At 60.4% G+C, this 671-nt stretch carries 1 protein-coding gene; it reads left to right on the top strand.

Annotated elements, in window-relative coordinates:
* A partial coding sequence (locus GWC77_RS28125) for a hypothetical protein (protein WP_173262869.1) occupies positions 1-469 on the top strand: 469 nt, incomplete at its 5' end.
* Positions 470-671 lie beyond the last annotated feature (202 nt).

Raw genomic sequence — 671 nt, 5'->3', positions numbered from 1 at the left:
ATTCCTGTGTTATCTGGAACAACAAGGCAGTGCGTGGGCGCAACTGGTGCCCCCCAACAGCGGCTCGCGTCCTGCGGCACTCGAACAGGCGGTCAACACGGGCATTCGCGACCACGGTCTTCATTCCACCACGCGGGCCGCGCTCAACCACGCCTTCGGGTTGTTCCTGCAAGCCGAATCGGGAACTGTAAGACTTGCCCCGACGTTGCCCGCGCACACCGCGCTGATGCGTGGGCTGCCTCAGGGACTGAGTAAGCAGCATCGCTCGAACATCAACCGATTCCTGTGCTATCTGGAACGACAAGGCAGTGCGTGGGCGCAACTGGTGCCCCCCAACAGCGGCCTGCGTCCTGCGGCACTCGAACAGGCGGTCAACACGGGCATTCGCGACCACGGTCTTGATTCCGGCACGCGGGCCTCGCTCAACCACGCCTTCGGGTTGAATCTGGAAGGTATGCGTAGATCGTAAGCGCTAAATCTGCCACACATCGTTAGGTTTCGCGTTATCGGGTAACATGTTTCAAATCGATAGTTACCGGGTAACGGCTTTGTTCAGCAGCACTTCAGTCCCGTGTGGGGGCCGGCGTTCGCGGAGAAACGGGGCTACTGGTTGGCGATACGGTATAAAAGCGAACGGCAACGCCGCGATGACCGACAGCCCAATGGTGCGC

Source organism: Paraburkholderia sp. NMBU_R16 (genome assembly GCF_013282575.1).
Classification (GTDB): Bacteria; Pseudomonadota; Gammaproteobacteria; order Burkholderiales; family Burkholderiaceae; genus Trinickia.
The sequence above is the reverse complement of the archived record's forward strand: the minus strand, read 5'-3'. Positions and strand labels throughout refer to the sequence as shown.